This is a genomic window from Burkholderia sp. Bp8986, assembly GCF_003854225.1.
Lineage (GTDB): Bacteria > Pseudomonadota > Gammaproteobacteria > Burkholderiales > Burkholderiaceae > Burkholderia.
Window position 1 is genome coordinate 1 of record NZ_QTQM01000195.1, and the last position, 587, is coordinate 587.

Below are 587 nucleotides of genomic sequence, written 5' to 3' on the forward strand. Positions count from 1 at the left end.
CGGGGACCGGGATGTTTCGCCAACGGCCAACGTGAGGCGACGCGCGCCTCCACCATGCGCGGCGATCTTCACGATGTCGTCGTTGCTGAACCCGGCGTCGATGAGAGCCTGACGATGGTTGAGGACCGCCTGCAGCGCCCGCGAGCCTCCTTTATTGGCGGCGATCTTCACGATGTCGGCGCGCTGCAGATGGTCAGTTAGCTCGTGGGCATGCTTGGCAATATAAAGTAGCGTCAGCCGTCCACCGTGCGTACGTTCAATTCGTGTCTGCTCGGCGTCGGTCAGTTCGAGCGGATTGGTTGTATGAGGCACAGACAGCCGGAGGGGATAGGGCACGGCTCGGCGGTTGGAAAGATGGATACCGGAACGCAAAACCCGACGCTGCGAAGAATTGCCTTGGGAATGACCGGAACGTGTGGAGTCCTGCCCGGGTGGCGGAGCCAGCAACTCGGATGTGATGGCCATGGTATCGGCCGGGATCGGCGCATCCACCTGGATCTGATCGATGCCCGGGGACCGGGATGTTTCGCCAACGGCCAACGTGAGGCGACGCGCGCCTCCACCATGCGCGGCAATCTTCACGATGT

The 587-nt window shown here is 62.4% G+C and carries 1 protein-coding gene; it reads right to left on the reverse strand.

What is annotated here, in order from left to right; translation table 11 throughout:
- On the reverse strand, positions 1 to 587 hold a 587-nt coding region (locus DID99_RS36850; RefSeq protein WP_260444807.1), incomplete at both ends, for a TAL effector repeat-containing protein.